The 23,224-nt window shown below is 52.6% G+C and carries 18 protein-coding genes; 4 read left to right on the top strand and 14 right to left on the bottom strand.

The annotated features are described in order from the left end of the window. The first annotated feature begins 89 nt into the window (after positions 1 to 89). Positions 90 to 803 (top strand): hypothetical protein, encoded by a 714-nt coding sequence (locus BM412_RS05910; RefSeq protein WP_091215144.1) that lies wholly within the window; start codon positions 90 to 92, stop codon positions 801 to 803. Here BM412_RS05910 and BM412_RS05905 read toward each other — a convergent pair. Beyond that, positions 786 to 2,069, bottom strand: coding sequence for an ArsB/NhaD family transporter (locus tag BM412_RS05905; RefSeq protein ID WP_177245677.1), 1,284 nt, complete (start codon positions 2,067 to 2,069; stop codon positions 786 to 788). The two genes, BM412_RS05910 and BM412_RS05905, sit on opposite strands and share 18 nt — an antisense overlap. A gap of 110 nt (positions 2,070 to 2,179) precedes the next feature. Here BM412_RS05905 and BM412_RS05900 point away from each other — a divergent pair, with 110 nt between their 5' ends. Next, positions 2,180 to 3,220, top strand: coding sequence for a YkvI family membrane protein (locus BM412_RS05900; protein ID WP_091215140.1), 1,041 nt, complete (start codon positions 2,180 to 2,182; stop codon positions 3,218 to 3,220). Between the two features lie 17 nt (positions 3,221 to 3,237). Here the strand turns inward: BM412_RS05900 and BM412_RS05895 are convergent, their stop codons facing one another. The 3 genes from BM412_RS05895 to BM412_RS05885 are packed head-to-tail and all read right to left on the bottom strand — an operon-like array spanning position 3,238 to position 9,163. Then, complete coding sequence (locus BM412_RS05895; protein WP_177245676.1) at positions 3,238 to 6,660, bottom strand: AAA family ATPase; 3,423 nt, start codon at positions 6,658 to 6,660, stop codon at positions 3,238 to 3,240. Next, complete coding sequence (locus tag BM412_RS05890) at positions 6,657 to 8,009, bottom strand: metallophosphoesterase family protein (protein WP_091215136.1); 1,353 nt, start codon at positions 8,007 to 8,009, stop codon at positions 6,657 to 6,659. The genes BM412_RS05895 and BM412_RS05890 overlap by 4 nt, the downstream gene beginning before the upstream one ends. 11 nt (positions 8,010 to 8,020) lie before the next feature. Next, a complete protein-coding gene (locus BM412_RS05885) occupies positions 8,021 to 9,163 on the bottom strand; it encodes a glycosyltransferase family 4 protein (RefSeq protein ID WP_091215134.1) in 1,143 nt (380 codons plus the stop codon). A 150-nt stretch (positions 9,164 to 9,313) separates the two neighbouring features. Here BM412_RS05885 and BM412_RS05880 point away from each other — a divergent pair, with 150 nt between their 5' ends. Beyond that, positions 9,314 to 10,528, top strand: coding sequence for a GGDEF domain-containing protein (locus BM412_RS05880; RefSeq protein WP_091215132.1), 1,215 nt, complete (start codon positions 9,314 to 9,316; stop codon positions 10,526 to 10,528). Between the two features lie 83 nt (positions 10,529 to 10,611). Here BM412_RS05880 and queC read toward each other — a convergent pair whose 3' ends face one another. From queC to fdhA, 9 genes are all read right to left on the bottom strand, one after another. Further along, complete coding sequence (queC, locus tag BM412_RS05875) at positions 10,612 to 11,304, bottom strand: 7-cyano-7-deazaguanine synthase QueC (protein ID WP_091215130.1); 693 nt, start codon at positions 11,302 to 11,304, stop codon at positions 10,612 to 10,614. 5 nt (positions 11,305 to 11,309) lie between these two features. Further along, the gene (locus tag BM412_RS05870; RefSeq protein ID WP_091215128.1) at positions 11,310 to 12,023 is read right to left on the bottom strand and encodes a 7-carboxy-7-deazaguanine synthase QueE; all 714 of its coding nucleotides are present in this window, start codon (positions 12,021 to 12,023) and stop codon (positions 11,310 to 11,312) included. Then, positions 12,013 to 12,495 carry a 6-carboxytetrahydropterin synthase QueD gene (gene queD, locus BM412_RS05865; protein ID WP_091215126.1) on the bottom strand — a complete coding sequence of 161 codons (483 nt, stop codon included), beginning with the start codon at positions 12,493 to 12,495 and terminating at the stop codon, positions 12,013 to 12,015. Before queD ends, BM412_RS05870 begins: the two co-directional genes overlap by 11 nt. Positions 12,496 to 12,576: 81 nt before the next feature. Continuing rightward, the gene (locus BM412_RS05860) at positions 12,577 to 13,386 is read right to left on the bottom strand and encodes a PhzF family phenazine biosynthesis protein (protein ID WP_091220225.1); all 810 of its coding nucleotides are present in this window, start codon (positions 13,384 to 13,386) and stop codon (positions 12,577 to 12,579) included. Positions 13,387 to 13,394: 8 nt separating this feature from the next. Next, positions 13,395 to 13,826, bottom strand: a complete 432-nt coding sequence (locus BM412_RS05855) for a DUF6789 family protein (RefSeq protein ID WP_371264802.1) — start codon at positions 13,824 to 13,826, stop codon at positions 13,395 to 13,397. A gap of 16 nt (positions 13,827 to 13,842) precedes the next feature. Then, entirely contained in the window at positions 13,843 to 14,787 is a 945-nt protein-coding gene (locus BM412_RS05850; RefSeq protein ID WP_091215122.1) for a DMT family transporter, read from the bottom strand. Positions 14,788 to 14,839: 52 nt separating this feature from the next. Further along, positions 14,840 to 15,292, bottom strand: a complete 453-nt coding sequence (locus BM412_RS05845) for a GyrI-like domain-containing protein (protein WP_090977979.1) — start codon at positions 15,290 to 15,292, stop codon at positions 14,840 to 14,842. Positions 15,293 to 15,464: 172 nt separating this feature from the next. After that, positions 15,465 to 16,595 (bottom strand): eCIS core domain-containing protein, encoded by a 1,131-nt coding sequence (locus BM412_RS05840; protein ID WP_091215120.1) that lies wholly within the window; start codon positions 16,593 to 16,595, stop codon positions 15,465 to 15,467. 1,463 nt (positions 16,596 to 18,058) lie between these two features. Next, complete coding sequence (fdhA, locus tag BM412_RS05835) at positions 18,059 to 19,276, bottom strand: formaldehyde dehydrogenase, glutathione-independent (protein WP_091215118.1); 1,218 nt, start codon at positions 19,274 to 19,276, stop codon at positions 18,059 to 18,061. 237 nt (positions 19,277 to 19,513) lie between these two features. Between fdhA and BM412_RS05830 the strand changes: the two genes are divergently transcribed. After that, positions 19,514 to 20,137 carry a class I SAM-dependent methyltransferase gene (locus BM412_RS05830; protein WP_091215116.1) on the top strand — a complete coding sequence of 208 codons (624 nt, stop codon included), beginning with the start codon at positions 19,514 to 19,516 and terminating at the stop codon, positions 20,135 to 20,137. A 32-nt stretch (positions 20,138 to 20,169) separates the two neighbouring features. Here the strand turns inward: BM412_RS05830 and BM412_RS05825 are convergent, their stop codons facing one another. Beyond that, a complete protein-coding gene (locus tag BM412_RS05825) occupies positions 20,170 to 23,205 on the bottom strand; it encodes a HEAT repeat domain-containing protein (RefSeq protein ID WP_091215114.1) in 3,036 nt (1,011 codons plus the stop codon). Positions 23,206 to 23,224 lie beyond the last annotated feature (19 nt).

Here is a 23,224-nt window from a genome sequence, read left to right as displayed (position 1 = left end):
CATTGCAACTTTTTTCCATTGCACACGTCTAACTGTATAACAACGAAAGTGATCGGATGCCGGACGAACATCTGGGAGGTGTGACACGAATGATAACTACCCTAACTACCAAACAAATCGCCTATGCTGCCGCTGCCTGCACGATGCTTGTCCTGCTCTCAAGCTGCTCGCTTGGCGTCACAGGGCTTGAAAGTGCGAACACGAGTCGATTAACTGCCGAGCAAGACGGATCGCAGATCAACGACCATTCCGACAGCCCTCAGAAAGCGTATGTTTCGAAGGGCGATGCCCAAGAAGCTTTATTCGAGGAGAATTCCTCGCAAGACACGACGATCGCAGATGCTACTACAGAATCCACCACGGGAAAAGCCGGCACGAAGCAGGCTGTCGCGAAGGAAGAGCCGAAGTGGGATTCGAAAGCGCCCAAGCTCCACGGCATTTCGGTTGGCGATGCAAAGTCTGCGTTAGATACCCGACTGGGCAAGCAAACGGACAGCTATACGATCGAAGATGAGAAAGAGACGATTACCGTACTCGAATATCCCGGCTTCTCCGTCGGATACGGTGCGGATAAGAAAGTTCGCTTCGTTGAAGTATTCGAGAAAACCGTAGCAAGCGGCTTGAGCGGGCTGCGCGTCGGCGACAGCGAGAACGCCGTGACTACAGCTTTAGGAAAACCGACGACGCATACCGCAAGCGTACTCGCTTATCAAGCATCCGGGGCATTGCTGAAGCTGGACCTTGATCCTCAAACGAAAAAGGTACTTTCGATGAAGCTCTTCTTATTAGTAGATAAGCCATAAGGTGATAAGTGCACTAAACAGAATCGGCACGGTTAACAGCAGCCCGTATTTGGCGTATTCCCGCCAAGACATTTCGATGCCGCCTCTGCGCAGCAGCTGCAGCCACAGAAGCGTTGCGAGCGAACCGATCGGCGTCAGCTTCGCGCCGACGGAAGTACCGAGTAAGCTGGCGTACGGCAAGTAATGCGGCCCTGCCATCTGCTCGATGGCAAGCGAAGACACGAGCACGGCCGGCAAATTATTCACGGCCGCGCTGAGCAAGGAGAACAGCGCTCCGGAGCCGAGAATGCCAATCAACGGCCCTTGTTCCGTCAAAGGTTCGATGGCGTGAGGGAACCAGCTCACTGCACCGTGCAGATACATACTGTAGACGATCAGATTCATCGACAATGCGAATACGACGATTAACCAAGGCGCTCCGCGGAGCGTCTTTTTCACATTTCCTTGGCCGACAGCCATACTCGCCAGCCACTGGACCGCTGCTCCCGTTAAGGCAATCGCCGCAACCGGAACCCCTATTTTATCCGCTACCAAATATCCGCCCATAATTGCCGCAATGTTGACCCAGGATAAATAGAATAACCCTTTATGCCCGATCGCCGAAGTCGGGTCGGGAAAGGATTCCGGCGCGTGAGGCCTCTCTTCTTCTGCTCGAATGCTGCGTCCGAAATAACCTGCCGTCACCGCAATCGTGACCACAATCGCCACGATTCCCGGAAGAATCATCGTTCTGGCATATTCTCCAAAGGACAGATCAAAGAAATCCGCGGTCAAAATATTCGTTAAATTGCTCATCATGAGCGGAGCGCTTGCCGTGTCTGCCATTAAGCCTACGCCAAGCAGGAACGCAATACGGCTTCTGCGTGACAGCTGCAGCAATGCCGTAACTTCCAGCACGATCGGAATCATAATTAAGATCGTGCCGTCATTGTTGAAGAACACCGTAATTGCCGCGGCGAGCGCGCATAATCCGATTAACAGCCGCAGCTGCTTATGATGAAAGGTTCGTACGATATGGAGCGCTGCCCATCGAAAAAATCCATTCGCGTCCAGCAGTGCCGTAAACAGCATAATGCCGATTAAGGAGAAGGTCGCATTCCAAACAAAGCTCCATATATAGGCCGCATCCTCCGGCGTAAGCAGCCTGGCGACGAATAGCAATGCCGCACCCAGAAGAGCGACGATTGCTTCGTGAATTCCTTTAGGCTTCCATACAATCAGCACGAGGGATGCAGAGAAAACACTAATGGCAACAACCATAGCCATAACAGCAAATCCACCGCTTTCTCTTATAAGAAGGATAATAGTCATGCCTGTCCCTGATTGGACATACCTTTACTAGTAGGTATTGTACGAAAGGCAGGTTATGTGAACGTATGAAAAGAGCGAGTAAAATCATGCAAATCGCGTTTACGTATATGGGTACGGTAGTTGGCGCAGGTTTTGCAACCGGACAAGAGATCTTGCAGTTTTTTACTCGATTTGGCTTCTTGGGTGCCGTTACCATTCTAATGGCCACGATCATGTTTGTATGGCTCGGTGCCAAAATGATGCTGATTGCCAGCGACGTAAGGGCAAAATCCTATGAAGATGTCAATAAAGTGCTGTTCGGCGATCGGTACGGCCGCTGGATCAGCCATTTCATGATTATTGTGTTATTCGGCGTATGTGCCGTTATGCTCGCAGGCGCAGGCTCCATATTCTCGGAGAACTGGAATATCTCCTATCAATCCGGCCTGCTGATTACGATGGTCGGGTGCTTCTTCCTGCTGCGCAAAGGGATGAATGCGATATTGACCGTAAACTCTATCGTGGTACCCGTCATGCTGCTCTTCACGGTGCTCATTATAATCGATACGGTCAAAACGCCGGGCTCGGATCGGTGGCTGCTGCTAACGAGCGACCATTCGCCGATCTCCATCTGGGCTTCGCCCTTCCTCTATGCCGCATTCAATTTATCGATGGCTCAAGCCGTACTCGTGCCGCTTGGCGCGGAAATGCGAGATCGCAAAACGATCGTGTACGGCTCATGGATCGGCGGCATCGGGATCGGCTTCATGCTGCTTGCCGGCCACATCGCGTTGTCCGTGTACATGCCGGGCATCCAGCAATTTGCCATTCCGATGGGAGGGATCGCGCGCCAGCTCGGCCATGGCATTCAGTGGATTTATATTTTCCTGATTTTTGCCGAGATCTTCACCACGCTGATTGCGGATGTGTACGGTCTGACGCTGCAAATGCAGGAACGGCTCAAAGTCTCCCGAACTCTGCTCACGATCCTGACGCTGGCTTCTTGTTACGTGGCGAGCCAAATCGGGTTTGGTCCGCTCCTCTCCACGCTCTACCCGCTGTTCGGCTTGATCAGCCTCGGCTGGCTGGTGCTTCTGATTAAGCAGCGGCCTCCGCTTGGGGAGTAGCGGTAAAACTTAAGTACTCAAGATAGTTGGATCAGTTCGGCTTGCGGAATAATTGTTCGTATCAAGTCTCTCATATGATCATGGCAGGTGAACAGTATGATTTGGCGGCGCTCTGCCAGCTCGCCGAGCACTTCGACGGCGGCTTTCTGCCTTATCACATCAAAGTTAACGAGCGGATCGTCAAGTAACAGCGGCAGTTCGTTCGAAGCGGCCGCTTCATCCGCGAGTGCCAGCCTCATCGCCAGATATAACTGCTCAGCGGTCCCTCTGCTGAGCAGTTTGCTTTCCACCAGCCTGCCGTCCTTCGTCTCCAGCGAGATCGTTTGCTCTCCCTCCGGAATCGAAATCCGCTTGTAGCCTCCTTGCGACAGTCGGCTCATCATTCGCGACGCTTCGCGAAGCACGCCGGGCTGGCGCTGTTCCTCCATGATTCGTTTGGTACGCCGAATCATCGTCATGCTTATCGCGCCTACCGCATATCGCTCAATCAGCTGTTCCAGCGCAGCCGTGGCCTGCTCACGCTCCATAATGAGCCGCGATCTGCCGCTGCTTTGCAGCAGCTGCTCGAGTTGCTGGCGCTTGCGGCCGCTCTGCTCGATCCGCTCGCTTCTGCGCTGCTCCAGCTGCTCCAGCTCGCGCTTCGCTTCCTCTTGCATCTGTGCAAGCTGATTGCCATCGTAAGACGAATACCAAGTCTCCAGCAATTCGCGCTGTCCGCTTGTTAAACCCGCCGTTAGCTCCGCATCGAGGCGATAGCGCTCCGCTTCGATTTCCGCCAGTCGCTCAGAGTGCTGCAAGGCTTCCAGCCATTCCAGCTCATTGCTCACCCGTGCGGCAGCAAACCACTGCTGCTGCTTCGCTTCCAAGTCGAGCGTGAGCCGGGCCAGCTGCGAAGCCTGCTGCTCCAGCTCCGCCAGACGCGCTTGCAGCTCCTCGGCCCGGCCGGCCGCCGCCGCGTGCCTGCTCGCTTCCGCGTGCAGCATCCGGACGGCTGCGGCCGCGTCGCCATGCGCGCGATTCACCGCCGCGGGGAACGCCGCGCTCAGCTGGAGGGCCGCGTCTTCGAAGGCGGCTACCTCCGCCTGCAGCCGTGCAGCCTTGCCCGCTGCACGGTCATACGATTGCAGCCGCAGCAGCGCTTGCTCGGCCAGATCGAAGGTTTCCGCGGCCGCTTCCGGCGTTAACGCAGCCGGAAGGCCGCAATCGCGCAGCCAATCGCGCCATCTTGCCGCGATGGCTGCAGCCGCCTCGGCCGCGTGGTCCACCGCGGCGAGGGCGGCGTCCTCTTGCGCGCGCAGCCGCGCATGGCGGCGCGCAAGCTCTCCGCGGCGCTCAGCGGTGCCGGCGCGCGCGCGGAGCTCGTCCTGCCGCGCGTCGATGGCAGCGCGCAGGCGCGAGAGCATTTGCGTAGTTGCGCCGCCGGCGACGCTTCGCGGCGCTGACGTCGCGCGGCTTTCGCTCGCCGCGGCGGTCTGCCGCCAAGCCGCAGACAGCTCTGCCTGCTGCTCTTGTCCAAGCAGCGCGGCTACGATAGCCGCCGGCTCGCGGACAAGCTGCTGCACCGCGGCAACGACGCGCTTCTCCGCGTCAGCAAGCAGCGCATCAGCCGCAGCCGTCCTCTCGGAGGAGGCTTCCTCCCGTACACGCCCGCGTCCTGCTCGGCTTCGCCCGCCGGCTCGGCCCCGCGATGCGCTGCCCGGCGGCTTCGCAAGTCTCATCAACCCCGGCGCCGCAAGTACAATTGCGGCAACACCTGCGACAGCCGCGGCAACCGGCTCGCCGACAGCGACAAGCACGGCAGCACCGACTGCCGTAACGGCTGCCGCTGCCCAATAAGCGCCGCTTCCAACCCGCAGCATTGCTGCGGACTGGATATCATCACCCATACGCGCCTCCCCCGAACGGAGCGACGACGAAGCAACGTCATGGGCGGCGCGAAGCTGCGCCAATTCCAGCTCATGCCACGCTTCCTCGAACTGGCGTGCGGCATGCCGAAGCGCTTCCGAGGAATCCGGAAGCAATGCAAAAGCTGATGAAGCTCCTAACGTACTCGCAGCACCGCTGTCCGCATACAGCTCCGAAAGCTGTGCGGCCGCTTCCTTAACCTGCTGCGAGGCTGCGCGCAGCTCCGCTTCCGCTTGCCCGCACGCTTTGGAGCTCTCCTGAAGCGCGGCGCGAAATACACGCACCTGCTCCCGATCGGCAACGCCAATCGGAAACGAACGCAGCTCCGTCTCGGTCCATGTCGGTGATATACGATGAATCAGGCGGCGAGCCGTCTCTCCGTGCTCGCGCATTTCTGCCGAGAGCTCGGCAGCACTTTGCCTGGATGCCGCAATATGCTCCGCTGAGAGCAGCAAGGCTTCAATCTCATGCTCACGAGCGATTAGCTGCTCGTCGTAAGACAATAAATCAAACTGCTGCATGTGCCTCTGCGCTAATTCACGATTCTGCTGCCGTTCATCATGCAAACGAATAAGTTCAGCGGCTATTGCTTCCGTCTTGGCGCGCGCATCCGCCACCAGCCTCGGTGCGTCGCCGTAAGTCTCCTGCTCTTGCACCAGGGCAAGCCTATCGATCCACGCTTGGCGAAGGTGAACCGCTCTTGCCAGCAGCGCTTCCTTCTCTCGCGATGATGGAAGCCGCTCTTCTACCTGCGCCTGATCGCCTTCTATCTCCGCAAGCGCCGAGCTCAGCTCATTAAATACGGCAATGCTATCCTCCGACTGGCGCAGCTGCACATCGATTTCTTCCAAGGTCTTGATCAGCTTGTTCATTTGCTGCGTACTTCCTCGCGGACGATATAAACTGTCCAGCTGCGCATGCAGCAGCTTCTCTGTCTTGGCAATCGCGCTGCCGCCGTTCCAGCCGGCGTGATACAGCTGTTTGCCAAGCTCATCCCCCTCAAGCATGCCGATGGCTTGCAGCTCCGATAACGAGATCGCAAACAACTCGCGGAACAATCGCTCATTTACGCCGCCAAGAAACAACCGCTCCCACATCGACTGCGTAAGTGTTTCAACCCCACGGCTTCCGGTGTTTCCGGGATTTCCATTGTTTCCCGCGTTTCCCGTGTTTCCACTATTTCCTCCGTCACCAATGCTTCCAGTGCTTCCGTGGATTCCGTGGATCCCGTCCACCTCAAGCCGGCGAATATTCACCTTTCCTTGAGCACTGCTGTAACGCTCGAGCACAAAAGGTTGCCCTGCGCCATTTTCGAAGAACAATCGTCCGCCATGCCGGCCGCCATTAACGGGCTCCTGCCGTTCAGCCGGATTGCCCTTATGAGCAAAACCAAATAACATCGCGCGGATGAACCCGAGCATGGTGCTTTTGCCTGCCTCGTTATGTCCGTAAACAATGGTCACAGGCGCATCAAATTTGCAGTGAAGGTCGCTCAGCTTCCCGAAGCCTTCTACATGAAGTCCTTGAAGCTTCACTTTCGCTCTCCTCCTTGTTCTGCATCTTGCCCGGGCTCCGAACCACTTTGACCGTCCGTATCCTCCGTCAACATCCCGGCCGCAAGCTCCCTTGCTTGCACGAACCATCCTGCAGCCCGTTCGGTTTGCATCACTCGTATCATTTTTCGAATTCTCGCATTGCCGTTTAAGGATTGCAGCGCTTCATCCAGCAGCTGCTGCAGCGCCTGCTCGTCCGCTTGCACGTTATTGCTGCCCCGAATCAGTTCTCCTGTAAAACTATCTTCTACGGACAGAGCTTCCAGATCCAATTCCGCTCCGGTAGCAGCTTCTAAACTATAAATCCAGCTCCACTGTGCCCCTGGTATGTAACTCGATGCTGAATCCATATCGCCCACTCGTTCTCTTAATCCGCCCAGCAGCTCCGAGATTACGCCTGCATTCGTTAATACGCGATGCATCGGACCTCTGCCTTCTAAACGCAGCTTAACCATGAGCGATCTGCCCTCGCTGGCAGCCGCCGCTGATGTGACAGCTTGCTCCAAAGCGTGAAGCAAAGCTTGTTCGGACGTAATTCCGGCAATGGATACATGCAAATTCTCCCACCGTATCGTGTCTAAAGGGAGAAATTGCAGCTTAGTCTCGAAAGTATCGCTTACCTCAACGAGATAACAACCTTTCGCGCCTGTCTCGTTGGCATGTCTGCCCTGCGTATTGCCGGCATAGACAACATGCGGATAACTATGGAGCACGGCACGCTGATGGATATGTCCGAGCGCCCAGTAGTGAAAGCCCGCTCCAACCAGCTCCGCCAGGCTGCACGGCGCATAAGGATCATGTCCGGCATGGCCATCCACGGTGCCATGCAGCAGCGCAATTTGATACGAACCGTCGGCTGCCGGCTTGTAGCGAGAAGCCAAATTAGCGGTTACCGCTCTTGTCCCATATGAGATTCCATGCACATGAGCGGCCAACTCTCCATTTCTCGCGAAAACGGGCACTGCTTCTACTTGATCCGCTCCGAAGAAATGGACGGACGAAGGCCACTCCAAATTAGCCTGCGCACCCGACAACGGATCATGATTGCCATGAATAACAAATAGCCGCACGCCTTCGGCATGCAGCTTCTGCCACTCCCGCTGCAACGCTAATTGCGCACGGAGCGATCGGTCAGCCATATCATAGAGATCTCCGGAAATGACTGCAAAATCAACTGATTCGCGCAATGCCGCCTCTACCAAATGACGAACGGCCTGAAAGGTCGAGGATCCAAGTCCCTCCCGCACATGGGGAGGCACCTCCGTCAATCCGCGGAAAGGACTGTCGACATGCAAATCCGCTGCATGAATAAATCGAAATGAGACTCCCATGTCCTAACTCCCTATTCTGTCGCGTCCGCTTCCGGATTTATTTCCATATACACTTGCTTCAATTGCGCGATTACCCGCTGTAAGGAATAAACGCGTTTGGCTTTATTCCATGCCGCTCGGGCCATATTGTAGCGGAAGTCTTGATCGGATACGACCTTCTCGAGCGCGTTCGCGAGTGCTGTCGGGTTCTCCGGTTCTACCAATAAGCCATTGATGCCATCGTCGATCTGCTCGGCAATACCGCCAACATTCGTACCGACCAGTGCCAGCCAGCACAATGCGGCCTCAGCGAATACGGAGCCGAATGCCTCTGCCCGTGACGGCAGAACGAAGACGTCGAAGAAAGGCATAAACTCTTCAGGATGCAGCATGTAGCCATAAAAGATAATGTCATCATATAAGTTAAGTTTCTGTGCTAGCTGCTCCAGCTCTGGTCTGCTTGGGCCGTCGCCGATGATATGAAGGACGAAGTTCTGTCCGCGCGCTTTCAGCTGGGCGCAAGCATGCAGCAGAATATCCAACCCTTTTGCGGGAACAAGGCGGCATACCGTAATCAACTGTACGACCTCGTTCTCATGAGAAATCGGCTTGAAACGTTTCTCGTCAAACCCGTTCGGAATCACCTGGATGCGATCCGCATCGTTTACGTAAGGCCGCATATAGCTGCGGAATGCTTCGGAAGGCGTCAATATCCGGTCCGCCTTCAGCTCAAGCTCTTTATAAATCGAAGTTAGGAAACGATGCTCCATACCGCCCTCAATGATTTTGCCGTTCAGAATCAGCTCTCGTTCATAACTGGAATGAATCGTCATCACTAGCGGCGTATCCGGATAAAGCTGTTTCATCACCAGCGCGGGAATCGGATGATGCGCATGAATGAGATCGTAGGATTTCTGAATGCGCAGCTTCGTCCACCAGACGTAATCGCGATAGGTTTGCAAATATTTATCGATAATGGGATTACCCTCGTAATAGCTGATATCGAATGTTTCGAACGTAACAGGCTCTTGGCCTTTGCCCCTCACCCGTTTCGGAAGGGAGAATAATTCCATGGGCCAGCCAATCTTGTTAAATCGCTCTTGAATGTAAGGAACCATTGAGGACACGCCGCCCGGCTGCTCCGGCGGAAAAAACAATGCCTGCAAAATGTTCATGTGCAAAGCCTCCTCAATCAAACTTGCATGATACTTCTCGACCTGCCAAAAACATGATATACTAGAACATACGTTTCTGTAAAGCTGAGTTAAACACGCTTTACGCCATACCTATTTCCTGCGTTTACCCTCTTCTTAGGTGGTCTAAACATGACGATTCTTCAGTGGCTTGCCGGATCGACCGGACAAATTTTCGCATCTGCTTGTGTAATGACCATACTTGTTCTCATGCTCTTTATGGCCGTCAAGCTCTATAAGAGCTACAGACGCAATCGCACCTACTTGATTCTGATCATCGTACTCCCTATTGTTATCTTGCAGAACGGCGTTCTCATCGGGCTGTCGTTTCCCGGTCAATCGATATCGCCTTACTTGGAACTGACGCAATCGGTTGTCAGTCTGCTCTCATTTATTATTATAAACTTTGTTTTCATGAAATTGTATACCGGACCCAGCACAAGATTGAAAGGCATGCCTTTTCTGCTTATGTTTATCGGACTGATTCTTGTAGCCGGCGCCCAGATTTCGCTCTCCCCCGAATCCATGAAGGCATCCATCGGAACGACGCAAACTCAGCTGCTGGCCATTGATTTCTACGGACTCATCTTGAACTTTATTATTTTGCTTAATTTACGCGGCATTGATCAACGCTTCAACTATTCGGCAAGTCTGATTGTTTACTTCATTTATCAGCTGTCCGATTTGGCGGACGGCTATGTATTTCACGGGACTGTCCCGATGCTTGTCATTCTGAGCCACTTGCTCCCTGTTGTCTATTATACGCTTCTTTTCCTGCTCTTGTTCGAGTGGGTGCTGGAACGGTTGCTGATGACCTTCCAGTCTTCGATCACGGACGGCTTAACAAGCTTGTACAATCGGCGCCATTTCAATAAGAAAGCCGAACAGCTGCTGCGGGATACGAAGCGGATTGCCATCATTTTCTGCGATATCGACAACTTCAAGAAGCTGAATGATACGCAAGGACATCATAAAGCGGACGGCGTCCTTAAACAGGTCGCTGAAATATTGAGAGAAGAAACGGCAAGCATCGGCACGGCCGGCCGATACGGCGGCGAAGAGCTGCTCGGTCTCGTCGCTGCTCCTAACGCCAAGCCTGAGGTCGTTGCGGAAACCATTCGCAGCCGGGTCGAGAAAGAAACAATGGTCACCATCAGCATCGGCGTTAGCGCAAGCCGGGAAGGCGCTTCTATAGGAGAGATTATTAGTCAAGCCGATGAAGCGATGTATCAATCGAAGACGACCGGCAAGAACAAAGTGACCCTCCACTCCTCGATGCGGCAGCGGACACGCAGCTCCGGCTCCGGTTCCGATGAAACAGCCAAAAAAAATTCGCAGCAAGCTTAATCTTCTTCGTCGCTGCAGATCACACAATAAAAGACAGTTCACGCGGTTGGGATACTCCCTCACTTGCATGAACTGTCTTTTTATTAGGATTTATAAGGAATCGGATCGGTCGTTCCTGCTTCGGCGAACCCTTTCAAACGCAGGCGGCAGCTGTCGCACTCGCCGCAAGCCTCTGGTTCCCCGTTATAGCATGAGGTAGTCAGGTTATAAGGAACGCCCATACGCATACCTTCTGCTACGATACCGGCTTTGGTTAGATGAATGAGCGGCGTCTCGATGGAAATCGGCTTGCCTTCTACACCGACTTTAGTCGCGATTGCAATAACCTCTTCCACCTTCGCAATGAATTCAGGTCGGCAATCCGGGTAACCGCTGTAATCCAGTGCATTTACGCCGATGTAGATCGCTTCAGCGCCAACGCTTTCTGCAAACGATGTAGCAATGGACAAGAACAATAGGTTACGTCCGGGTACATAGGTAACCGGAATTTCGCCGACTTCATCCGGAACCGGATCTGCACCCATCTTAGGTACGTCGATCGTATCGTCCGTCAGTGCGCTTCCGCCAAAATCACGCAAGAATCCAAGCTCAATGATTTTGAATCGATCGCTTACGCCATAAAATTCAGCAACCGCGCGTGCATTGTTCAGCTCCATAATATGACGCTGTCCGTAGTTAAATGTGATCGGGTATAGCTCGTACCCCGCTTCTTTGGCATAACCCATGCAAGTCGTACTATCCAAACCGCCGCTCAATATAATAACCGCTTTCTTCATATCCCTTACACACCTCTCTTAGCCGGATCCCAAATAATCTTATGCAGCTGTAAGTTCAGCTTCACGCCTGTCAGTCCGCTTGCAAGCAGCTTCTCCACCAGCTTTGCCGGAGGCATGCTTTCCCACACGGGACTAAAGAGGGCAAGCGCAGCCGTCGGATACTCCTTCAGCGTTTGCACAGCAGCATCAAAGTCACGGTCCGTTGCAATTACAAATTTCACTTCATCCTGCTCCCGCAGCAATGCGAAGTTATCATGCAGCATCGCCGCATTTTCCCCCGAGTCCGGAAGCTTATAATCCATAATGTATCTGGCCTTCGAAGAATGGATATCGCGAAGGAACGGTGCCAGATCAATCGCTCCGTTGGTCTCCACGTGTACATCTTTAATCCGCTCGATCTCACATAGCGCCTGCAGCAGCGCTGCCGAACGATCGCCATAGAGAAGCGGCTCGCCCCCGGTCATGCAAATATGCTCGGCTTTATATTGCTGCTCCACTTGGGACACAATATCTTCAATCGTCATTGTAAATTCTGCCTCTGCCGGTGGATAGCTGTACTTCGTATCGCACCAAACGCAGCGCAAATTACAGCCGAACAGACGTACAAAAACGGTCGGAAACCCGGCACGTGTGCCTTCGCCTTCGACCGTTTCGAAAATTTCCACCATAGGAAGCCGAATGGAGCGCATAGCAGTCGGCGCTGTATCCTTATCCGGCATTCTCGTCCGCCTCCATCATATCGCGCGTTACAGCCGCATAGCTCGTCGGTGTTTCCCATAAGCGAATTTCTTCAATGCGGATATTCGGATGATGCCCTTCTTCCAGAAGCGCATCATGGATTTGCTCATAAATCCAAACGACCATGTTCTCTGCCGTCGTATTCATCGGTGGCAGCACTTCGTTCAGATAACGATGATCGAGCTTGTCGATGACCCGCTCTTTGGCAATCCGTTTCATATCGGCAAAATCGATGGTCAGTCCGCGATAATCCGTCTTCCCGGACATGATCGTTTGAAGCTTATAAGTATGGCCGTGCAGGCTTTTGCACTTGCCTTCATATAGATGTAAATGATGCGCACTATCAAAAGTAAATTCCTTGGAAACGATCACCCGTCGGTTATGATATCGGAGCTGCTGCTCCTGAATATCTTCGCCGAACTGCTCGATATGTTTCGGAATCTCGTAAGTCACGTTCCACACCTTCCCCTTTATGCAATTGCAATATGCAATTATAGCACAAGTTGCAGCTTCTATCCAGATAGGGATTTTTACCTACTTGCCGGTAAGCTGCCCTTGTACAACCGTTACCGCCTGACCGGACAACAGCACTCGGTCATTCCGGAGCTCGATGAACAGCTCTCCTCCTCTTGGAGAAGCTTGGTAAGCCATAAAGCTGGTCTGGCGCAAACGTCTTTGCCAATATGGAGCAAGCGCGCAATGGGCTGACCCGGTTACCGGATCCTCGTCGCATCCCGAAGCCGGATAGAAGCAGCGCGATACGAAATCATAATCGCCCGGCTTGCCCGTTCCTTTGCTTGTCACGATAACCCCTCTGGCTTCTACCTTTGCCAGCATTGCATAATCAGGCTTTAATGTTTGAACGGTCTGGACGCTGTCGACCTCAACCAAATAGTCCATGCGGTTCTTCCCCACATACCTTGGAATTAAGCCTAGCCCTTGTATGAGTTCTTCCGGAGCTTTCATCGGTTGAGCGGGCTCTGATGGAAGATTCAGCCGGATTCCCTCCTCAGTCCGTTCTGCCGTGAGCAACCCGCTGCGTGTATGGAAGGATGCAATACTATCAAGTGCTGCATGTTGATTTTCCCATAAGAAATGAGCGCTCGCCAAAGTGGCATGGCCGCATAGATCCACTTCTACAGTCGGTGTAAACCAACGCAGATCGTAGCTTCCATCTTCTCTCCGGTGTAAGAAAGCGGTCTCGGACAAATTCATCTCCGCAGCCACGTCTTGCATCCACTGCTCATCGCGCACCTCATCAAGCAGGCACACGGCAGCCGGGTTTCCACGGAAGGGTACGGATGTAAATGCATCTATGATCGAAATCGGTATCGGAATGGACATCGTAATCATCACCTCTTCAGCATATTGTTGTGGCCTATCCTACGGCGACTCTGTAATGAGCAAATTAGTGCAAGCCCTAATCCATAACAGATATGTCCGAGGAGCCACAATAGTAGAGCCGCCAAGTCTGTCGTTGCAGGAACACGATCAGATAACGCAGTTAACGGAAACCAAGTAACCGCCGTAAGGAGTCCGAATAGGAGTCCAACCATCCAACGCCGCTGAGGCGTCATTCCCTTAGTCATCGTTACATAAAAAATGCCGATCGGTACCGAAACGACAAGATGGAGCGCAAGCTCCACGGTTTCCGGCAGTTGATTCGGCATGTTCGGCACCCAATCCACATTCAGCAGCAGCGTGTATACTTGCTTGCCGGATAAGGATTGGAACCCTTTAAGCACCATAGCGAGCAGCAACCCTGCGATCAGGCCCGCTGTTATGCCTAGCTTGGATCCATTAAGCGGCTTGATGTGCCTTCACCTCGCGTTTGCGCCGATTCACGATGACGATTCCTGCGCTGACTAACGCCAAAGCTCCCAATACTGCAGCGGACAGCGGCTCCCCTAGGAACATTGCCGATTGCAGCACGCCGAATACCGGAATGAGGAACAGGTACATCGATACGCTGCCTACGCTGTTGTATTTCATGACATTATTCCAGAGCATGAACGCCAATGCCGAAACGAGCGCTAAATGAAGAAGCATGAGCAGCGCGATACCGTCAAAATGAAACGGTGCCAAACCCGGCTTCCATGCGCCGATGACGGTAAGCACAATTCCGCCGACGAGCATTTGATAGCCGTTAATGTATGGAATGCTGTATGAAGCCGCGGCGCGTTTGGATAGTAGATTCGCAATTGCATTAAACAATGTTGCCGCAATGAGCAATACCTCGCCTAACGAGAAATGCAGTCCACTGTTGCCGTCATGCTTGGATAACCCAAGCACCAGCAGCCCCAAGAAGCCGACAAGAAGTCCGAGACCTTTAGTCCCGTTGATGCGATCATTTTTATACAGGAAATGCGCCAATGCAATTTGGAAGAATGAGATCGTCCCGGCAATGACTGCACCTACGACGCCTGCGCTCTTCGATAATCCCGCATAGAAGAAAATGTATTGCAGAACCGTTTGAAACAACGCAATCGACGCAACCATGCCGCCGCTGCCCCGCTGATATCGAAGCGTTTCTTTCCGGATCAGCATATACGCCAGAATAAGCAGCCCCGCCAATGTAAAACGGTAGCCTGCGAATAAAATTTGTTCCAGCGTGTCATGCGATCCAATGCCCAGCCTTGCGTAACTTAGTTTAATAAACGGATAAGAGCTTCCCCAGAGCAAAGTTGCGCTGATGGAAGCTCCGATTATGCCTAACGGGTGAGTAAAAAATTTGGCTGCTGTCATGATTGATTCCAGTTCTCCTTATTACGGTGCAGGCAGCCAGCTGAACGAAGCTTTATTGTTCTACAATGGGAATCAGCAGTTCGACCTGCTCCTCCTCCAAGTGTTCATCAATATAAAAGATTTCAAGGGATACCGCATTTTCCCTCTTCAACAGCTTCTCCTCGTTCATCCAAGCCGATAGCTGCTCGTAGCCTTCACCGATGCGTTTATTTGTACATGCTGCCATGGCGTAGGTGCGCTGCGGAATTGTAAATTGCACCATACCATCCGGCACCTGACTTAGATGTGGGACCTCGAAACATGCCCAATACGTCGCAAATACTTCGTTGCCGAAATAAGGACTGTAAAGCACGGTTGTCTTTACTTCGCCTTCAATTTCATGCTTTCTGGAGAGAAACTCGCTTTGCAGATGAATCGCTTCATCCGGAAACGATGAATATGGACCGCAGTAGCTGATTCCGACCATGTTTAAGGCAGGTTTCGTAACTAAAGTGCAATTATGCATCGCGAATGACCTCCCACAAAGTGTAGTACGCTTTTAGGTTGACCCGTAATCAGTTTACCATGTCCACGGGTTCGTTTGGTAACTATTTATTGCCTTTCTTACGGATATATGACAAACAAAAAAGCAAACCATCCTGAGCGGAATTGTTTGCTTTTCCATATTTACAAATTGATTAGTTCTGTTGGACGATATGCGTGAGTTCATGACTGAGCAGTTGAAGCCCGCTCGCCGTACCCGGTTTGTATTCGCCTTGACGGAAGAAGATATCATTGCCGGTTGTGAACGCTCTGGCGCCGACCTTCTTCGCAAGATCGTCTGCTGCATTATCCGTGTGAATGGAAACCTTGCTGAAATCTGCGCCGAAGGAATCTTCAAGCTGCTTGCGCAGACGATCCGGCAGGGGCTGTCCCTTGCCGCGAAGCTCGTTTATCGATTCCTCCACGCCCGGGCTGGCTTCAGAAGGAGCGCCATCCACCGCACGCTGGATAATCGAGAACGGATCACGCTTCAGCTGCAGCTCTTCTTCTTCGCTCTCGCCCTGCTCCTCACGCTGGATCGCTCCGGCGCTGTCCGCCTTCAGCTGCAGCTCTTCTTCTTCGCTCTCGCCTTGCTCCTCACGCTGGATCGCTCCGGCGCTGTCGGCCTTCAGCTGCAGCTCTTCTTCTTCGCTCTCGCCTTGCTCCTCACGCTGGATCGCTCCGGCGCTGTCGGCCTTCAGCTGCAGCTCTTCTTCCTCGCTCTCGCCTTGCTCCTCACGCTGGATCGCTCCGGCGCTGTCGGCCTTCAGCTGCAGCTCTTCTTCCTCGCTCTCGCCTTGCTCCTCACGCTGGATCGCTCCGGCGCTGTCGGCCTTCAGCTGCAGCTCTTCTTCCTCGCTCTCGCCTTGCTCCTCACGCTGGATCGCTCCGGCGCTGTCGGCCTTCAGCTGCAGCTCTTCTTCCTCGCTCTCGCCTTGCTTCTCCGTCCGCTGAGCAGCCGACTCGCCATCCTTCGAATCGGATTGCAGGTCGCTGGCTACGCGAAACGCGACTTGATCCGCTTCCAGCTCGTACGCATCGGTTGGCTGATTGATCGTCATTTTGGCCATGATTGGCTTCCCGGCACCTGCGTTCAGCTGCCTGGCAGCCGAGTTGCCGATCGATCGCTGCAGCGTGTGCATGTCTGCTGCCTGGAGCGGCGCTCCGCTAGCCAGTGCACGCTGCACATGAGCCATCGAATTGGATTTGGCACGTTGGGCAGGAGCTTGCTCGTACGTGCTTTTGTCCATTTTACGAATCGATTTGCCTGAACCGAAAGTTCTCACTGAAAGATTGCCTCCCCGAATCCGCTAACAAGCCGCTTTTCTCTTAATATACCATAATTTATTAAAAGTTTCGCCACGATTCACTAGTTTCTGCAACCAACCTACGGATGTGCTCTTGCCAAATACACATTCACATTCGCATGCGAGCCAAGATTGGTTAGTTACACCGCTGAGAGTTCCACTTGTGAACTCTCAGCTCTATTTCGACGCGGGTTTCGACGGTGAGAGTTCGTTTTTCGAACTCTCAACTCCTCACACGAGCCCAGATTAGCTAGTTTGACCGCTGAGAGTTCCATTTCCGAACTCTCAGCACTACTTTATGCGCGGGTTTTATTGGTGAGAGTTCATTTTTCGAACTCTCACCCTTTGGTCGGGGCCGTTTGGGATGATTTCTGGAACTGAGAGACGGATTTTCCTACTCTCAGCTCTATTTTTTGTGCAGATTCGCCGTTGAGAGTCGGATTTCCCGACTCTCAACCCTCGGCGCTACCCTTTTAGGAGAGTCCCTGGAGCTGAGAGACGGATTTTCCTACTCTCAGCACTATTTTTATGCAGTTTCGCCTCTGAGAGTCGGATTTCCCGACTCTCAACCCTCGGCGCTACCCTTTTAGGAGAGTCCCTGGAGCTGAGAGACGGATTTTCCTACTCTCAGCACTATTTTTATGCAGTTTCGCCTCTGAGAGTCGGATTTCCCGACTCTCAACCCTCGGCGCTACCCTTTTAGGAGAGTTCCTGGAGCTGAGAGACGGATTTTCCTACAGCACTATTTTTATGCAGTTTCCCCGCTGAGAGACGGATTTTCCTACTCTCAGCCTTCGGCTGGGACCAATCGGGATGGTTCTTGGAATTGAGAATTGGATATTAGCTAGTTTGACAGCTCTACTTCGACGCGGGTTTCGACGGTGAGAGTTCGTTTTTTGAACTCTCAACTCCTCACCCGAGCCCAGAATAGTTAGTTTGACCACTGAGAGTTCCATTTCTGAACTCTCAGCTTTACTTCGACGAGGGTTTCGACGGTGAGAGTTCGTTTTTCGAACTCTCAACTCCCCACACGAGCGCAGATTAGCTATTTTCACCGCTGAGAGTTCCATTTGTGAACTCTCAGTTCTACTTCGACGAGGGTTTCGACGGGGAGAGTTCGTTTTTCGAACTCTCAACTCCTCACACGAGCCCAGATTAGCTAGTTTCACCGCTGAGAGTTCCATCTCTGAACTCTCAGCTCTACTTATGCGCAGGTTTTGATTGTGAGAGTTCGTTTTTCGAACTCTCAACTCCTCACACGAGCCCAGATTAGCTAGTTTCACCGTAGAGAGTTCCATTTCTGAACTCTCAGCTATACTTCTGCGCAGGTTTCGACGGTGAGAGTTCGTTCCGAACTCTCAACTCCTTCTAATCACCTACTCCAAACAAAAAGCTGCCTCAAAAGTCACGATCAACTTTTGAGGCAGCTTATTAGCGTTTGATTAGCGACGGACAGAGCCGTGCGGATCGATTACGAACTTCTTGGAAGCACCTTGATCGAATGCCGAGTAAGCATCCGGAGCTTGATCGAGCGAGATCAGTGTCGCGTTAACGGCTTTCGCAATTTGCGCTCTGCCGCTAAGAATCGCCGTCATCAGATCGCGGTTATATTGCATAACCGGCGTTTGGCCTGTAACGAACGTATGGGATTTCGCCCAGCCAAGGCCGAAACGGATTTTGAGCGTGCCGATTTTAGCATCCTCATCCACCGCACCCGGATCGCCTGTAACATACAAGCCCGGAATACCCAGTCTACCGCCGGCACGCGTAACTTCCATGATGGAGTTCAGCACGGTTGCCGGTGCTTCACCATGCGATTTGCCGTGACCGTGAGCTTCGAAGCCTACGCAGTCAACAGCGCAATCCACTTCAGGAACACCAAGAATTTGGTCGATTTGCTCAGCCAAATTCGCATGCTCGCGCAAGTTGACCGTTTCGCAGCCGAAGCTTCTCGCTTGCGCAAGACGCTCGCTGTTCAGATCGCCTACGATAACAACAGCTGCGCCAAGCAATTGAGCGGAGTGAGCCGCAGCAAGGCCGACAGGACCTGCGCCTGCGATATACACCGTGGAGCCCGGCTTCACGCCAGCGCTAACTGCACCGTGGTAACCTGTAGGGAAGATATCGGAGAGCATCGTCAAATCTAGGATTTTCTCCATAGCGCGCTCTTTATCCGGGAATTTCAGCAATTGGAAGTCCGCATATGGCACCATAACGTATTCCGATTGGCCGCCAACCCAGCCGCCCATATCAACGTAGCCGTATGCCGAGCCCGGACGATCCGGATTCACGTTCGAACATACGTTAGTGTTGCGTTCTTTACAGTTGCGGCAGCGTCCGCAAGCAATATTGAAAGGCACGGATACGAGATCGCCTTTCTTGATAAACTCTACATCGCGGCCGACTTCAATAACCTCGCCCGTGATTTCATGACCCAGCACGAGACCGCTCGGTGCCGTTGTACGACCGCGCACCATGTGCTGGTCACTTCCGCATATGTTAGTAGTAATTACTTTAAGGATGACGCCGTGATCGCATTTTCTGCCGACATTAAGCGGATTAACACCGGGGCCGTCACGCAAAACCAGATCAGGATAAGAAATATCCCGTACTTCAACTTTACCGGATTCTACATACACTACTGCACGATTTCCTGCCATTCGTCAGCCTCTCCTCTTATACTGGAATAAATAATCAGAAAAATATCACCCTATCATTGTAATCGCTTGCAGGTTGAAAAGCTATGCTTATTCTCCTGTTTTTCACAATCCGTATAAACCGTTCCAATTTCAGCAATCCCGGATTTTGGGCTATACTGTATCAGTGAAGGCCGGCATTTCATAGTTGATGCTGCCAGGCACATGTGACGCCACTTTTTAGCTTAAAGGAGAACAAATATGACCGAGATTTGGGAATCCAGTTTTGTTCAAAATCAAATGATGTGGGGCTTTGAGCCTGCCGATGCCGCAATTGTAACGAAGGACTTTTTCCTTGCGGAGCATGTAAAAGATATATTGATCCCCGGAATTGGATATGGTAGAAACGCAAAAGTGTTCCTAGACAACGGCATTCATGTAACGGGAATTGAGATATCACAAACCGCGATTGATCTGGCACGACGGGAAGGACTCGATATCGATATTTATCATGGATCCGTAACGGAGATGCCGTTTGATCATAAGCTCTATGACGGTATTTTTAGTTATGCATTAATTCACCTCTTGAATAAGCAGGAAAGAGCGAAATTTATTCAAGATTGCTGCAACCAATTAAAACCCGGCGGTTATATGATTTTTACAACGATTTCGAAGGATGCGCCTATGTTTGGGAAAGGCAAACAGCTGGATAAAGACTATTTCGAGATTATGGATGGGATGAAAATGTTTTTTTATGACGCTGATTCCATCCAACAAGAATTTGGACATGTCGGACGATTAGAACTATCGGAAATTGTGGAGCCCCATAAGAATATGGAAGGTAAACCGCCCTTTCCGTTCATCATGATTAAATGTCAAAAATAAAGGGAACTCTCAACGAGCTCCCTCTTAATCAATCAACCTGTTTGAGCGATCTTTTGCTCCAGCATACGGACGCGGGCGAGCGAAGCCTTCAGCAACCCCATCCCGATCTCGGGATGCAGCCGAATGAGCTTCGCCATTTCTTCGCCCAGCAATGTCAAGATGCGAACTTCCCCTACGGATCGTGCCGTCGTTGTAGCTGCCGTCGCATCGATGGCCGACGTTTCCCCGAATACATCCTTCGGACCAAGCTCGGCAATCATACCATTCTTGCTGCCTGCCGCCAGCAGCTGCACCGATCCATCCACGATTACGCCCAGCTTATTGTTGATCTCACCGCTAGCTACCAATCGAGTACCGGCCGAATGCTTTTCTTCCACCGCAATACCGGCGATATAACCGAGCTCTTCCAATGAAAGATCACTGAAGAACGGCACTTGCTTCAAAAATACGACTTTATCCAGCATCCCCATTAACGCCTGTTGTCCACTCAATGGTTCGTTCTCCTCTCGCCGCAGCGCATCGGAAGCGAGCAGCTGCAGCCACATATCCTGCAAACCGGCTGCTGCGCGAAGCACTTGAACGGCCTGTTCATAAGGCATATCGGTATGCGGAGCACTCCAGCCTTCGAACAAAGCGAGCAGTGCGGCGGTCAACCGTTTGTCCGCCGATCCCTCGGCCAATGCTTCAAGCCCGCTCTCTCTGATCTCCTCGTCCTCATCCTCGATCGCTCTGCGAACTGCGAATACGACATCGCTCTCGGCAATTCGCTCCATAACGGTCCAGACTCCATCGAGCAGGAAGGCTTTGTGCTCGGTTAGTCGCATCCGCGCCAGCTCCGCTCTTGTGCTTAGCTCCATTTTGTATAAGGCCGCCTCTATATCGCGACTCTTCCATAGCTCCTCCAGTTTCAACAGAGCAGCTCCCAGCAGCACGGATTGGCATTCCGCTTCATCCAGCAGGGCTGCAAGCGCGCGGATTGCGGCACTCCATACCTTCGGCTGAGCTTGCTGCAGGACATCCTTCAGCGGTTCGATGGCGCCGCTTCCCATGGCGATGAAAGCATCTATCGTAACTTCATATAAAGCCGGCTCTGCCCACTCCAGCTGCTCAAGCAGCCACGGAATAGCGGCGATATGCCGCAGTTTCCCCATACAGGCAATGGCCTCTGCCCGAACGGCGGGGTCGGTATGGCCAAGCAGCTGCTCGACATCCGGGAGAAAACTGTACATTTCCAGTTCGGCAATAACGCGGCAGATGTAGACGGTCTGTTCTCCGCCTTCTTTCAAGTATCGCTGAATGACCTCGTAACAAGCTTCGAAGCTTTGCTCATTTTGCAAATAATAGAGTGCTTTAACCGCTTCGGCTACGACCTTAGGGCTCGAATCGAGCAGCTTCAGTCTGACAAAATATACGGCTTGATGCCGCATATGATCAGCTCTGCCTAACAAACGTACACCGGCAGCCCGCACCTCATAATCGGGATCCTCCAGGAATGAGGCTACCTTGACCAGAGCTTGGAGCTCTGCCCGTTCGAGATTCATCGCCCTTAGCGAAGCGATACGAATACGAGCGCTGCGATCGTCTACCAAAGCCAGCAGCTTCGGCAGATAAGTATCATCTCCTGTTCGGCCAATCATCCCAAGTGCGACCTCGCGGGCATAGTCATTGCTGTTCGCCAGCAGTTGATCCAGCATCAGAGGCGATTTGTTCTCGCGCATATACTCATCGAAGGCCAATGCGAGATCCTGCCTCGTATCCGACATCGTCTGTACGCTGCGAATCAACTCCCGAATATATAAGGATTTGCCGATGTAGGTCATCAGCACGAGCAGCACGCCACCGCCCCCACCGACCCAGACAAGCAAACGCAAACTGAAACCAAGCTCAGCATGCAGCGACTGCAGGAGCGCACCAATCAGAATGCCTAGCGATGCCGCAACACCTTGTGCAATATAGCGGTATCCATCTCGCTGAAGCATCGGCAGCAGCTTGAAGAACAGCTGATTGGCGGGCTCCGCGAAGTAATAGAGCAACAAGTAGAGGAACATGTATCCCATCGACAACGAATAGAGGATAAACGATGTTCCGAACGTAGCCGCAGCTGCCACAAACCCACAAGTAAATATAATCGCGATCGCAGGCAGCATGTTACTTTGTCCAAGCCAAGCCATTAAGCGATTCGAGACGAGCTGAAGCAGCAGCGCAATCGTAAACAGCAGTGTGGTCACAAGTCCGAAGAAGGAAGCAAACTCCGATTCGGTCTTGTAGATCGTACGAGTCACATTCAGAAAGACATATTCCATTAAGAAATACAAGGCTGGCATTAACGTCATAATCCCGATGGCTACCAGCAAATAAGGCGTGGTGAACGAGCGTTTGAAATAATCTCCGGAAGACAGTCCACCCTCTGCAGCTCCTGATGCCACGCTTCGCTCCTGCTTCAACGTCAGCGGAACTAGATAGTATGCAATAGATTTCCAATAGTTTACTCCGCCTGCCAGAAGGAAGAGCGGCGCTAACATGTAAACAGCATCTGCACCCAGCCATTTGCTCACAACCTGCGCAAGCACCCCTGCAGCAATACCGCCAAGCGCGGCAGAGGAGACAAAGACAGGCATCAGCCGTTTGGCTTGCTGCGTCGGACATAGATCTACCGCCAGACTCCAGAGCAGTATCGTTTGCTGCCTTACTACGAAGCTGGAGCTAAGGAATAGAAACGGATAATAGGCGCGCGGACTGATGTCCATGCTGTTAAACAGAAGCAATGCGACCGCATTAACGCCTATAATGACGCCCATGATGGCAAAGAGCGTCCGCATGAGCTGCGGTTTGGTGAGACGGCTCGTCAGCCACGACATAAACCAAGCCTCGAGCGGCATGATAACCGCTTCGGCTCCGTACACATAAGGCAAATATTCGCTTCCGAAGCGCTGGTTGAACAAGGTCATATACCCGTTATAATTCAACAGCTCCGAAATGCCGCACAGAAAAAAAACAGGCGCCATCATGGCCAGCTTTCGCCGATCCTCGAATTTGACGCCGATCCATCGCAGTATCATTGCATTCATCGTTTAAGCACCATTTTAC

The sequence above is a fragment of the Paenibacillus sp. BC26 genome, assembly GCF_900116125.1.
GTDB classification, from domain to species: Bacteria; Bacillota; Bacilli; order Paenibacillales; family Paenibacillaceae; genus Paenibacillus_Z; species Paenibacillus_Z lignilyticus.
The sequence above is the reverse complement of the archived record's forward strand: the minus strand, read 5'-3'. Positions and strand labels throughout refer to the sequence as shown.